Origin of the sequence: Streptomyces sp. NL15-2K, assembly GCF_030551255.1 — a bacterium.
In the GTDB taxonomy this organism is placed as follows: Bacteria; Actinomycetota; Actinomycetes; order Streptomycetales; family Streptomycetaceae; genus Streptomyces.
This window is the reverse complement of sequence record NZ_CP130630.1, coordinates 9572312-9585650: the sequence shown is the minus strand read 5'-3', so window position 1 is coordinate 9585650 and position 13339 is coordinate 9572312. Positions and strand designations below refer to the sequence as shown.

At 73.3% G+C, this 13339-nt stretch carries 2 protein-coding genes; both read right to left on the bottom strand.

Annotated features, from left to right (window positions below; genetic code table 11):
- The gene (locus Q4V64_RS42695; RefSeq protein ID WP_124444606.1) at positions 1 to 12450 is read right to left on the bottom strand and encodes an SDR family NAD(P)-dependent oxidoreductase; all 12450 of its coding nucleotides are present in this window, start codon (positions 12448 to 12450) and stop codon (positions 1 to 3) included.
- Positions 12447 to 13307, bottom strand: coding sequence for an ACP S-malonyltransferase (gene fabD / locus Q4V64_RS42690; RefSeq protein WP_124444605.1), 861 nt, complete (start codon positions 13305 to 13307; stop codon positions 12447 to 12449). Before fabD ends, Q4V64_RS42695 begins: the two co-directional genes overlap by 4 nt.
- Positions 13308 to 13339: the final 32 nt, after the last annotated feature.

Sequence of the window (13339 nt, the reverse complement as noted above, 5' to 3'; positions counted from 1 at the left end):
TCAGGTCAGCTCCTCGTGGAGTTCGAGCACGGGTCTGCGGGGCACGGGGGCGGGCCGGGGGCCTGGTTCGGGAACAGAGGGGCCGGGGTGGGGCGGAGCGGGCAGGGGCAGCCCGGGTTCCGGCTCCAGTGCGAGCAGCGGTCTGGCGGTTCGCCGGTGTTCCGGTGGCTCCGGGGTGTCGAGCCAGTGGCGGGCGCGGCGGTACTCGACCGGCGGTAGCGGCGTGCGGGTCGGCCGGTACGACTCCCGTTCCTCGGGCAGCAGTTCACGCACCAGCGCGTGGGCGTTGGTACCGCCGAAGCCGAACGCGCTCAGCCCGGCGCGCCGGACACCGCACGCCGGTTCCCAGCGCTCGGTGGCGAGGGCGGGGCGGAAGGGCGAAGCAGCGAAGGAGAAGCGAGGGTTGGGCTGTTCGCAGTGCAGGGTCGGCGGGACGGTGCGGTGAACCAGCGAGAGGATCACCTTGTGGAGCCCGGCCATGCCGGCCGCCATCAGCAGATGCCCGATGTTGGACTTGACGCTGCCGACCGCGCAGTGGCCGACCGCGTCCGAGGTGCGGCGGAAGGCGCGGGTGAGCGCCTGGAGTTCCATCGGGTCGCCGATCATCGTGCCCGTGCCGTGGGCCTCGACATACGTCACCGTGTCCGCGGTGACCCCGGAGGCGGCCAGGGTGTCGGCCACCAACTGCTCCTGGGCCTGGGGGTTGGGCGTGGTCAGTCCCATCGTCCGGCCGTCGTTGTTCAGCTTGCAGGACTCGATCACGGCGTGGATTTGGTCGCCGTCGGTGAGCGCCCGGTCCAGCGGCTTCAGCAGCACGGCTCCGACGCCCTCACCGAGCACGATGCCGTTCGCGGCGGCGTCGAAGACATGGCAGGCGCCGTCGGGTGACAGTGCCCCGGAAGCGCTGAGCTTCAGGAACGGTGTCTCGTCGAGCAGCAGGTCGGCGCCGCCGACGAGCGCGGCGTCGCAGTCGCCGGCGTCCAGCGCGCGCAGCGCGAGGTACAGCGCGGACAGTGCGGAGGAACAGGCGCTGTCCACCGTCAGGTGGGGTCCGCGCAGGTCGTAGACATGGGCGGCGTGGGCGGCGATGAAATTCTGGTTGAGGCCGGTCACCGTGTTGCGGTGCGGAACGGGCACCCGGCTGCCGTAGGTGCTGGTGCCGGAGCCCATGAAGAAGCCGATCCGTTTCCCGGCCACGTCCTCGCGGCGGTAGCCGGCGTCGCGCAGGGTCTGTTCCACGGCTTCCAGCGACAGGCGGATCAGCGGGTCGACGTGGGCGGCGTCGGCGGGTCCGATGCCGAAGAACTGCGGGTCGAACTCCTCGATGCCGTCCAGGAATCCGCCCCACTTGCTGACGCTGCGGCCGGGCGCGGGCTGCGGCGACCACAGGCGGCGGTGGTCCCAGCGGGAGGCGGGAACCTCGGTGATGCCGCTGCGTCCTTCACGCAGCAACTCCCAGTAGCGGTCGAGATCGGGAGCGCCCGGATAGCGGCCGGCGGCACCGATCACGGCCACCAGCCCGTGGCCGGGCCGCTGGACACGGTCTCCGGCGGCGACCGGACCGGTTACCGTCGGACGGTCGTCCGTGTGGACGTCGCCGGCGATCCGGGCCTGCTCGGACCCGCCCTCCGACCGGGTCCAGCGGGCCGTCCCGGCGGGGTGCTCCGCCACCAGGTGCGCGGCGAGCAGGGTCACGGTCGGGTACTCGAGGACCAGGGACGGCGACAACGGCTCGCCGACGCGTTCCTCCAGGTCGGCGATGATGCCGGCCACCAGGATGGAATCCACGCCGAGTTGGCCGAAGTTCGTCCGGTGGCCGATCCTCTCGACCGGCATCAGCAGAGCGCGGGCCAGGAGTTCGGCGACGGCCCCGGCGACGGTGGTGAGCACCGCGCCATCGGTCTCCGCCTCGTCCGCACCACCGTCCTCGTACACAGGCGCGCTTTCGTGCACACGGCCCTCCTCATCCACACGGCCCTCCTCGTCCACGCGGCCCTCCTCGTCCTCGTGGGCAGGCGACGGCGCGGGCCACACGGCAGGGTTGACGGCGGACGCCACCAGGTGGGACCGGCCGGATGCCAACACGGCTTCCAGAAGGTCCAGGCCCTGTTCGACGGTGTGCGGAGCGAATCCCAGCTCGGAGTAGCGCGGGCTGCGCACGGCGCCCATGCCTGCGCCCGTCCAGCTCCCCCAGCCCACCGAGACGTGGCGGGTACGGCCGGTGGCCCGCTCCGCCACGGCGTCCAGCACCGCGTTGGCCGACGCGTAGTCGGCCAGGCCGACGGCCAGCTTCGGCAGGGTGGCAGACACCGAGGAGAAGAGGACGATCCAGTCGGGTTCGTCCTCACGCAGCTCGTCGAGGAGTGCGAACAGCCCCTCGCCCTTCGGTCGCCAGGTGTCGCGTATCGAGCTGAGTTCCTTGCGGACGAACGCGGGTGTCTTCCGCTCGACCGACCCGGCGCAGTGCAGGACGCCCGCGATCGGCCCGAGTTCGTCGCGCACCCGGCCGAGGAAGGGGCGCAGTGCCGCCAGGTCTGTCAACTCCCCGGTGTGCATGACGATGTGGGCGCCGAGGCCTTCCAGTCGCAGCAGTGCCGCGACGCGCTCGTCGGACGTGTCCCGGCTCCAGGTGGAGCGCGGTGGCAGGGGTCGCAGGCCGAGCAGCGCCAGCCGCCGGGCGCCGCGTTCGACCAGCCGCCGGGCGGTCGCGAGACCGAGCCCGCCAGTGCCCCCGGTGATCAGGTAGGTCCGGGACGGATCGGCCCGCAGGAGCTGTTCCCCGTACCGCGGCAGCCGGACCAACCGGGGTGCCAGCCGTCGGCCTCCGGTGAGCCGGATCTCCGGTTCCCCCGGTCCTTCGGCCGCGCCGAGCGACGCCAGTTCGCCGCGAACCAGGCGAACCAGCGCCTCGCCGTCGCCGAACGGGGTGTCGCACTCGACCGTGGTGGCCGACACGTCGGAGTACTCGGTTCCGATCGACCGGACGAGGGACGCCATCCTGGCTGCCGCAGGCCAGGGGGAATCGGTCGCGAAGGGCGTGAGGTGCAGCAGCAGCAGCGGTCGGTCGGCGGCCGCGGGCACCAGGGCCTGCAGCAGCCCCACGCGCCCGAACTGCCGTGCCAGCGTGCAGGGACCGGCCAGGTCCACGAGATCCACCACGGCGTCCAGCCGCGGATGGGCGGCGCGCAGCTGTTCGCCGAGTGCGCGGCCCGCCTCGCCGTCGTCCAGGTCCAGTTCGTACTCGTCCCTCCCGAGCCGGGGCAGGGCTGAGCGCTCCCGTACCACGATCCAGTCGGCCTCTTCCGCGCCGGGCAGCGCGGCGGTCACCGGCAGTGTGGTCTCGCGCCCGAGGAGCACGACGTTCACTTGACGGTGACGGTCCGGTGCGGCGGGAGGGGCCTGCACGGGGCGCCATTCACGAGCCAGCAGTGCGGGCTCGTAGCGGGTGTGGCCGGTGACCGCTTCCCCTTCTCCCGGGGCGGTCCCCGATGCGGGGGCGGACGCGTCGAGGGCCGGCCGTGCGGTCTCCCCGAGCGCGGCTACCCCAATGCCTGGGGGGCCGTAGTGCAGCTGGGTGTCGAACGGGTACAGCGGGAAGCGCACCCGCCGCCCGCCCTGGGGAAACAGGCTTGCCCAGTCCACCCGGCCGCCCGCGGTCCAGGTGCGCACCGCCTCGGCCAGGGCAGGGTCGGCCACGTCGGAGGCCGGTCCGGTGTGGTCCCGTCCGGCGAGGAAGTCGCCGAGCCGCTCGCGCAGTTGGGCCGTGTCGCGGCAGACCACGGCCAGCCTGCTGGGCAGGGCGGTCCGCCCGGTGCGGGAGGTGTGGGCGAGGTCGGCGAGCGCCACGTCGCCGCCGGCGAGGAAGGCCCGCAGACGCTCCGCGTAGGCGCGCAGCCGCTCGTCGTCCGTGGCGGAGAGGGTCACCACCTGGAGCCCGGGCCCGGCAACAGGAGCGGCCGGGACCTCGGGAGCCTCCTCCAGGACGGTGTGCGCGTTGGTGCCCCCGAAGCCGAACGAGCTGACGCCCGCTCGCCGGGGTTGGCGCGCATCGCTCCGCTCCCAGGGTTCCGGGCCGGTGGCCAGCCGCAGGACGCCGTCCGAAAGGTCGATGTGCGGGTTGATCTCGCGTACATGGGGGGTGCCCGGCAGGGTGCGGTGGCGCATCGCCTGGACGACCGCGATCAGCCCGGCCATGCCGGAGGCCGACTCGGCGTGGCCTATGGACGCCTTCACCGCCCCGAGGAGACAGCCGGGCGGGGACGCGCCCAGGCTGCCGAGGGCAGTGCGCAGGCCCTCGATCTCGATCGGGTCGCCGAGCTCGGTACCGGTGCCGTGGGTCTCGACGTACGACAGCGAGGAGCCCGGTACACCGGCGTCCCGCAGCGCGGCAGTGATCACCTCGGCCTGGGCGGACGGACGGGGCGCGGTGAGCGAGTGCGCCCGGCCGCCGTGGTTGACGGCGGTGCCCCGTATCACGGCGTGCACGGGATCGCCGTCGGCAAGCGCCCGGGCCAGGGGTTTCAGCAGGACGGCCGCCACGCCCTCGGCACGGACGTAACCGTCCGCCGTCCGGTCGAAGGTGTGGCAGCGACCCGTGGCGGACAGCATCCCGGCGCCCGCCAGCGAGTCGAAGTACGTCGGCGACAGCAACACGTTGACACCGCCTGCCAGCGCGAGGTCGCAACCGCCGGAGCGAAGGGCGGCAACGGCGTGGTCCAGGGCGACCAGGGAGCTGGAGCATGCGGTGTCGACCGCCTCGCTCGGCCCGCGCAGGTCGAGTTGGTGCGAGACCCGGTTGGCGATGACGCTGTGTACGTTGCCGGGGGCCAGGTGGGCATGGGCGGTGTCCCCGCTGCGCGCGAGCAGTTCGGTGTAGTCGCTGAGGGTCGCACCGACGTAGACGCCGGTGCGCGAGCCCGCGAGGGCGCGCGGGTCCAGGCAGGCGTCCTCGATCGCGTGCCAGCACTCCTGGAGGAAGAGCCGCTGCTGAGGATCCATCAGGGCTGCTTCGCGCGGCGAGATGCCGAAGAAGGCCGCGTCGAAGGCGTCCACGTCGGCCAGGAATCCGCCCTGCGGGCCGGAGCCGTCCGCCCAGGCCCGCACCTGCCCGCCCACCCGTTCGCCCGAGTTGCCGTCCGCGCCGCTGCCGACGCAGTCGCGCCCGGAGAGCAGGTTCGCCCAGAACTCGTCGACGTTGTCCGCGCCGGGGAAGCGCCCGGCCACGCCGATGACGGCGATCGGCTCCGCGCCTGCGACGGCGGAGGGTCTTGGGGTGACGGAGACGGTTTCCGGGCCGGCCCCGGGGCCGGAGAGGGCCCGCGAGGGGTGGGCCGACGCGTCCGGCTCCGTTACGGGGGCAACACCATGACGACCCGTCAGGTGCGCCGACAGCGCGGCGACCGTGGGGTACTCGTAGAGCGTCACCGGTGTCAGGGCGAGTGCGAACAACTCGTTGAGCCGGTTGACGAGCCGGATCGTCAGTACGGAGTCCATGCCGACATCGCCGAACCGCTCGTCCGTTCCCAGGGCGTTGCGCGGCAGCTTCAGCAGGGCGGAGACCTCCGCCATCAGTTGTTCCTGAAGTGTCCCGGCGTCGACCGCCGCCGGTCCGGCCGCTCCGGCGGCGAGGTCCGTGCCGAGCGCCGCGGAGATCCGGGGCTGGTCGCCGTGGCCGACAAGGTACGCACCCGACTCCGCTTCCAGTAACTCGTCGAGTGCGCGCAGCGCCTGGGCGGTGGCGATGGGCCTGAGTCCGGTGGTGGTCTCGGTCAGTCGTACGACATCCGCGGGCATCCGCATGGCGCCGTCCCGCCACAGGGGCCAGGCGGCGGAGACCGTACGCCCGCGCCGCAGGCCCTGGATCCGCCGCTCCTCGCGCTGCTCGGCGAAAGCGTCGAGGAAGCGGTTGGCCGCCGCGTAGTCGCACTGGCCGGCGTTTCCGGTCCAGCCGACGAAGGAGGAGGTGAGGAGGAGGAAGTCCAGATGGTCGGCGGCGGTGAGGCGGTCGAGTAACAGCGTGCCGTCCACCTTGGGTGCCAGGACCGTGCGCAGTGACTGAGGGGTCTTGGCCGCCAGCGGGGCGTCGTCGACGACACCTGCCGCGTGGATGATGCCCCGCAGGCCGCCGGTCAGTTCGCGGGCGTGGACCAGGGCAGCGCCCAGGGAGTCCTCGTCGCTGACGTCGGCCCGCAGGTAGAAGGCCCGTGTCCCGTGGCGCCGCAAGCCGGCGAGGAGCCGCTCGGTGTCCGGGGAGGGGTGCGAGCGGCCGAGCAGGACGAGGGCGGGTACCTGATGTCGCTCGGCCAGATGGGCCGCCATCAGCCGCCCCACGCCGCCGGCACCACCGGTGATCAGAACCCCGCCCGGGCGCGCCGGTGACGCGGGGCTCCGGAGCGGTTCGGCAGGGACGTGCGCCACCGCGGCGCACCGGAGCGTCCAGCGCCGTGTCCCTAGCCGTCGGACCTGGCGGTCCGGACCGCGTGCCTCGGTCAGGAGGTCGCGCACGGGCGGGAGTTCCGGGTCGGCCACCTCGATCCGGCCGAGTCGCAGCCCTACGCCTTCGAGGGCGAGTGAGCGGCCGAGTGCGTCCAGGGCCGTCACGGCGGGATCGCCGGGACGGCACACCACCGCGCATTCGACGGGGCGTCCGTGGTCGGAGGACCAGCGCGCGAGCGCCAGCGGCAGGGCGGCGGCGGCCTCCAGGGAGAACGGCTGCCCGAGGTACGGGCGCAGATCCAGTACGACGATCCGCGCCGCGCGGGCCTCCAGAAGACCGGGTACGGCTTCCACGTCCACGGCGTGCGCCGTCGTCACATCTGACAGCGCTTCGGCACCATGGGACGACGGCTCACCGCCGACGGTCACCACGAGCAGCCCATCGTGCGACAGAACCGATCCAGCCGACAGCGCCGGGGACGACGTGCCGGGTGCCGGCGAGGCCGCGGGCGCCCAAGCCGTGCGGTACAGCACCGTCTCCGACGCGGACCCCGCACTCCCGGTGTCCTTCGTGCCCGCCGCGCCTCCCGCGCTCTTCACCGTCTCCCCGCCGCTCGGCAGCAACGCGGCGGTCAGACCGGCCGGGAGCCAGTGCCTGACCGGCGCGAACCGGAACGGCGGGAGACTCACCCGCCGACACCCCGGCTCCGTCAGTTCGGCCCAGGGCAGGTCCGCGCCGTGCGCCCACAGCCTGGCGGGCACCGTCAGGTCCCCGGCACGCAGCCGCTCCCGCAGGAAGGCGACCCCTTGCGGGCCGGAACCGAACACGTCTCCGAGCGGGGAGCGGTCCCCGATCCGCCCGCGCACCAGTCCGGCCACCTCGGAGGACCGGCCGTCCGCGATCAGTTCGAGGGTGGCGAGCAGGTGCGGCAGGTCCGTCACCGGGTACGCCAGTCGCTCGTCCTGCGGCTGCCTCCCGACCTGGAGCGTGAAAACGATGTCGGCGAGCCGATGTCCCGGACCCGCGGACAGCGCGGACCTCAGCCGGCCCGCGTAGTCCCGCAGGTCGGCCTCGTCCCGGCCGGAGAGCACCATCAGGTGGGATCGGCCCGCGACGTCCTCGGCGGTCCGGGCCATGGACGGGGCCTCCTCCACCACGAGGTGGACGTTGACTCCGCCGGCGCCGAACGAGCTCAGTCCGGCGCGGAGCGGACCGTCCTGTGCCTGCCACGGCTCCGCGGACTCCTGGAGGCGGAACGGTGTGCGCGAGAAGTCGATGTGCGGGTTGACCGGATCGGCGTGCAGGGTCGGAGCCAGGGTGCGGTGCCGCAGTTGCAGGAGCACCTTGGTCAGCCCGGCGACGGCGGCGGCCGATTCCAGGTGACCGATGTTGCTCTTGATGCTGCCGATCCCGCTCCGGGCTCCCCGCTCCCGCAGCCCCCCGAACGCCTCGGTGAGTCCCCGCACCTCGATCGGATCGCCGAGCGCGGTGCCCGAACCGTGGGCCTCTACGTAGCCGATCGACTCGGGCTCGACTCGGGCGGCCCGGTGCGCCTTGCGCACCAGAGCCGCCTGGGCCGCGGGACTCGGAACCGTGAACCCGTTGGTACGGCCGTCCGAGTTGGCGACCGCGGAGCGGATGACTCCGTGGATGTGATCGCCGTCGGCCAACGCCCGGTCGAGCCGTTTGAGTACGACGGCTCCCACGCCCTCGCCCAGCACGAAGCCGTCCGCCCCGGCGCCGAAGGCCCGGCAGCGGCCGCCGCGCGCCAGCATGCCCATCTGCGCGTACTGGATGTGCCGGGCGGGATGCAGTACCAGATTGACCCCGCCCGCCACCGCGGCCGTGACCTCTTCGCGCAGCACCGCACCGCAGGCCAGCTCAAGGGCCGTCCCCGATGCCGAGCAGGCGGTGTCGACGGTCAGGCTCGGACCGGTGAAGTCGAAGAGATAGCTGACTCGGTTGGCGATCTGATAGCCCTCCGCCCACGGATAGGGCGCGTCTCCGGTGAGCGCGCCCTGGGCGCTGAACAGGCCGTAGTCGTTGGCCATCGCCCCGACGTACACAGCGGTGTTCCGGCCGATGCCCTCGGGGGTGTATCCGGCGTCCTGGAGGGCCTGGTGCGCGGTCTCCAGGAAGAGCCGCTGGCGGGGGTCCATCAGTTCGGCCTCCGCGGGAGAGATCCCGAAGAAGAGGGAGTCGAACTCGTCGACGCCGTCGATCAGCGCCGCCCACCGCGAGTAGGTACGGCCCGGGCCGCCTTCCGAGTCGTAGAGCGCCTCGTGGTTCCAGCGCTCGACGGGGATCTCGCCGACGGAGTCCCGTCCGGCAAGGAGGTTGTTCCACAGCTCGTCGACGTCGCGGGCTCCGGGGTAGCGCCCGGCCAGCCCGATGACGGCGATCCCCTCGGTGCCGGGGTCCGCCGTCACGGAATTCCTTCGCGGGCCGGCCTCGGCGCGGGTGTCGGAGGCGGGAACGGCGGGCGGCGGGGAAGGGCCGGGTCGTACGGCCGGCTCGGTCCGGTCCTCGGGAGCCAGGGCGTCGGCCAGCGCTCCGAGGGTGCGGTGCTCGAACAGCACGGTGGGGGACAGTTCGCCGTACCACTCCTCCAGCGCCACCGTGGCGTCCACGACGGCGAGCGACGAGGGCCGCAATTCCTCGAGGGTGGTGTCGGCGTTCAGCGAGGCGGCGGGGAGCCCCAGGGTTCGGGCCACGACCTGCACGATCCTGGCGAGCGCGGTGCGCCGGCCGGTCGCGGACGGGTCGTTGTCGCGCGGGCCGCCGGCGACGGGGGCCGCCTCGTCCGCGGCGGGAACCGGTGGCTTTTCGGCGATGTCGGCCAGTGCGCGGTGCCCCGGCACCGCCGACGGGCGGCCCGGCCGGGCCCGGTCCTCGGGTTCGGCCTGCTCGGTGACGGCTTCCGGGCGGAACGCGACTGCGGCTGCGGCCTCGACCGGCAGCTCGTACACCACGGATCCGTCGGGCCGCTCCTGGGCCCACTCCCCTGCGACGGAGTCCAGGAACCGCTTGGCCGGCAGATTGCGCTCGGTGGGCCGATAGGTCACCCGCAGCACCGCGCACTCGTCCGCCACCTCTGCCGCGAGCCGTGCCAGGAAGGCGTGTTCGACGCCTTTTCCGAGCACCCGGCAGCTCATCAGGAACGTCTCCAGGTCGGCCGTCGGTCCGTCGGTGCGCAGCACGGCGGCGCCGACCACGCCGTAGTCGCCGAACCGGTCGGTGACCTGGACCGTGCGGCAGCGTACGGAGGGGTCCGCGAGCATCGCCCGCAGTTCGGGCTCCTGGTGCCGGCCCGGGGCGACGTTGAACTGGTTGGTGCGTTGGGTGAGTTGGGCGACGCGGGTGAGGGCCGGCCCCGCCGCCGGGCGGACGTCGACGTGGAGGTCCAGCTCCTGGATGAAGTCGGCCAGTGTGGCGGAGGCCCCGCGCAGCTCCTTGCGCCGGCCGGCCGCCTCGTAGAGGGAGGCGCGGGCCCGGTCCTCGTCGGTGACCTCGAGCCGGTCGAAAGCCCAGACGCGGTCGACGAAGCCGGGAAGGTCCGCGGGGTCGGCCGGGCAGGTGAGGGACAGCACCTGCGGGCAGGCCGCCCGGAGCGACGCGATCTCGACGGGGTTGTCGTCGATCATCACGAACGAGTCGAGTCCGAGGTCGAGTTCACGGGCGAGATCGGCGAGATTGGCGGACTTCGGATCCCAGTCGACGCGGCGCGCCGTCAGGTGCTCCTCGCCGAGCACCATGTCGTCCCGCACCCGCAGGACCTCGGACACGTCCTGGGCCTCGTTCTTGCTGGCGAGGCAGAGCAGGACACCCGTGGCGCGAAGCTCCAGTGCCCACTCCTGCAGTCGGCGGTGTCCGGGCTCGACCTCCACCCCGTGCGGGCCGTCCTCCCCGAGGACGCCGCGCCAGAGGGTGTTGTCGCAGTCCAGCACCAGCACCTTGGCCGGCGGGACGAGTGCCGCGCGGACGGCTCTCGCCGTCGCGGTGGCGAGAGCCGCGTATCCGGTGGCGTCGTACGGGATGTGGGCGATGCGCAGGCGCCGGGCGTCGTGGCAGTCGGCGATCCTGCGGCCACCGGCCCGCCACTCCTCGGCGTCGAGCAGCTGCGCGCCGGGAACTTCGGCCAACGCGTCAGCCAGCCGCCGGCGCAGTGTCACGAGCCGCGCGGGGTCCGCCCGCGGGGAGTCCGGGCAGAGCAGCACGAGCAGCGGCACCGGCGATCGGCCGCACAACTGGGCGGCCCCGCGGGCGAAGTCGTCCACCGTGCGCTCGGCGTCGTCTCCCAGCCAGTCCTCGATGCGCAGCAGTACGACGTTGCAGCCGCCCGGGTTGCGGCCGCTCTCGCTGGACGGGTCGAGCAACTGCTGGAAGACCTGGCTGTAGTCGGCGCGTACGACCTCGAGTCCGAGGCCCAGGCGGTCGGTCCAGGCCCGCAGTCCGTCCTCCAGCGGATCCGTGGTGAAGGTCGCCGAGACCACCAGACGCCCGGCGGCGGGTGGTTTCGCGGTGTCGAACCGGTCGAGGACCGTGACCTGTCCGGGGTTCGGCTCGGCGTCGAGGCCGGCCACGACGGCCGCGGCGACCTGTTCGGTGGCAAGAACGGTGTCCGAGCCGAGTACGGAGTCGGAGAACGCCGTTCGCATCCGTCCGGGCCGTACGACGGTGCAGCCGAGTCCCGGCCGTTCCGCCGCTGCGGCGCGCACCAGGCCTTCCAGGGCCGTCTTGGCGGTGACGTAGTGCGACCAGCCCGGCGGCGGGGAGTCCACCCATGCGGTGGAGACGGCGACCAGGTGGCCGGAGTCCTCCGCGAGGGCCGGCAGGAGAGCGGCGAGCGGCACCCGGGCGAGTTCCAGGGCGTCGTGCAGGTAGTCGGCGGCGCGCCCGTCCGTCTCCGGTTCGAGGGTGAGCGCGGTGACCGGCGGGAAGGCGTTGAGCACCAGGACGTCCAGGCGTCCCCGCTCGGCGAGGATCCGCTCCCGGGCGGCCTGAGCCCAGGACCGGTCGGCGGCGTCGCCGGGCAGCAGGTGCACCCGTTCGGCGAGCTCGCCGAGGGCGGCGCGGACCCGCGCGGCGTCGTCCGCACTGCGGCGGTGGCCCAGGTAGACGGTGTAGCCGGCCAGGGCCAGGGCCTGGGTCAGGCTCGCGCCGAGGCCGCGGCTGCCGCCGACCACCAGGGCGGTGCGACCGGCACCGGAGACGTCGGCCGGCATCAGGTCGCGGAGGTGGGCGACATCGGATTCGGGCACCGTTCGGCGGACCAGTGCCCGCACTTCGACGCGGCCGTGCCCGGGCAGCGCGCCCGTCAGGTCGATCAGGCCATAGCGGCCGTCGGCCTCACGGACGTGGAGTTCGCCGGACGTCCCGGCGACGGAGTCGTCGAAGTGCAGCGTGAGTCCCGAGACCAGCGCGTCCCGGCCGGGTATCTCCATGCCCGCCAGATAGCTCGCCCAGCCCAGCAGCAGCCCGTGCCGGGGAGAGACGCCGGCGGTATCGGCGCCCGTGGCCCTCAGTAGTTCCCGCCACTGGCCGACGGCGGCCGGGCAGCCGGCCTCCCGCCGTTCACCGGCGCGTGTCTGCTCGACGGACACGCTGTCGCATTCCGTGCGCCGGGGTCCCGCGACGTCCACCGGGGCGTCGCCGCGGGGCCTGCCCGACGCGGTCCGCACCGTGAGGTCCAGCAGCAGACGGCTTCCGTCGGTCACCCGGACACTGAACCCGTCCTCGGTCCGCTCGGCGGAACGCCGGTAGATCTGACCCGGGTAGGCGGGCGCGTGGAACCGTGCGGTGATCCCCGTGATGCGGCGCGGGGTCCGCCGGCCGGGCAGGGCCGCCAGCGCGTGCAGGGTGACCAGCGCACCGTGGGCGATCGGGGCTCCGAAGGACGTCCTCGCCGCGTAACCGGCGTCGGTGTGCAGGGGGTTGACGTCACCGCTCGCGGCTGCGAAGCACCGGACGTCCTGCTCGGTGATACTGAACTCGGTCGCGACCACCTGGGTCACCTCTCCGCGCCGACCGGCGCCGCTTCACGGATCTTCTGGACCAGTCCGGTGAGCACCTGGCCCGGGCCGACCTCGCGCAGCACGGGGTCGGGACGCTCCAGCAGGAACCGCACGGTCTCGGTCCACCGCACCGGCGAGGTGAGTTGCCGGCGCAGTTCGTCGGCGAGCCGGTCGTCCGTGTGCGGGCGGGCGGTGGTGTTGGCCACGACCGGGATGCGCAGCGGTGCGAGGCGGTGACGTCGCAGGGCTGCGCCGAACTCCTCCGCCGCGCCGGCCAGCCGCCGGGAGTGGAAGGCCCCGCTGACCCTGAGCGGGATCACGGCCTCCGCGAGTCCGTTCAGGGACCGGCTTGCCGCCCGTACGTCCTCCGCGGTGCCGGAGATGACGATCTGGGTGGGCGCGTTGAGGTTGGCGATGTCCACCTCGGGGTGTTCCCGGAGGGCTTCGAGCAGTGCCTCCTCGGTCAGGCCGATGACCGCCGCCATCGCACCGGGCCCTGCCTCGGCCATCGCTTCGGCCCGGTAGCGGACCAGTTCGAGTCCGGTGAGGAAGTCGAAGGCCCCGGCGGCGAAGAGGGCCACGTACTCGCCGAGACTGTGTCCGGCGACGTAGTCGGGTACCTCGCCGCTCTCCCGGACCAGGTCCAGGTAGCCCAGTGCGCCGACGACGTAGAGCGAGCACTGGGTGTAGCGAGTGTCGGAGAGCCTGTCGGCCGGCGCGTCGAGGCAGAGCTCCTCGATCGAGTAGCCGAGCAGGGCGTCCGCTCGCCGCACCAGGTGCGGATAGCGGGGGAAGAGGTCACGTCCCATGCCCTGCCGGTGGGCCCCCTGGCCGGGGAAGAGATGGACGAGCGTCATGACGGTCGCTCCGAGGGGTCGATGGGGGCCGG

Coding starts and splice junctions, on each gene's coding strand:
- fabD (WP_124444605.1), bottom strand. CDS start 13,307: ATGACGCTCGTCCATCTCTTCCCCGGCCAGGGGGCCCACCGGCAGGGC.